The following is a 766-nucleotide window of genomic DNA, read 5'->3' on the forward strand; positions in this document are numbered from 1 at the left end:
ACCGGAACTAGCAAGTACCCTAAGAGTAGAAAGATACTGATGGTCGATTGGGATAAAAAAGAAAAAATAACTGAATGGCGGCACAATTGGGCGGTTAGTGTAAATCAAGTTTTAGAGCAAAAAAATATTCCCGATCGGATCAGCGAAAAATCATTTATCGAGGAGGGAATAGATGATACCCCAATGCAACATGAGGGAATCAATAGTAAGCGGCATGAAAGAAAAGAATTTAACCAACAAGTTAAGGACTATCGCAAAGCCAAAGCCGGTTATAAAAATAACCAAGAAAAAGTAATCAATAGAGGTCATTTAGATAGCCTAAGTAAACACTTATCGTTTAACGAGAAAAAAGTGGTCAAAGAGTTAAGCCACGAACTGAAAACTTATATCAGTTTGGAGAGCTTAGATGATAAACGGCGCATGCTATTTAATTGGAAAAACAGTACCTTAATTAAACATGCAATTGGTGAAGATGTGACTAAGCAATTATTGACGATTAACCAACAAGAAAGTTCACTAAAAAAAGCAGATGAACTCTTAAATAAAGTAGTTGACCGCACGACTAAAAAACTTTATCCAGAGCTTGATCTTGAACAGACAACCGCGGCTGAACGACGGGAATTGATTAAAGAAACTAATAGTGAACAAACGATTTTCAAAGGCAGTGAATTAAACGAACGTTTAATGAATATTCGTGATGATTTATTGGTCCGACAATTATTGACCTTTACCAAACGGCCATACGTTGGCTGGAAGTTATTAATGC

General features: G+C 36.3%; 1 protein-coding gene. It reads left to right on the forward strand.

Features of this window, described 5'->3' with window-relative positions:
* Positions 1-766 (forward strand): MobA/MobL family protein (locus tag FC85_RS03010; protein WP_162255410.1); only part of this gene is annotated, 766 nt, incomplete at both ends.

It is taken from the genome of Lentilactobacillus diolivorans DSM 14421, assembly GCF_001434255.1.
GTDB lineage: Bacteria > Bacillota > Bacilli > Lactobacillales > Lactobacillaceae > Lentilactobacillus > Lentilactobacillus diolivorans.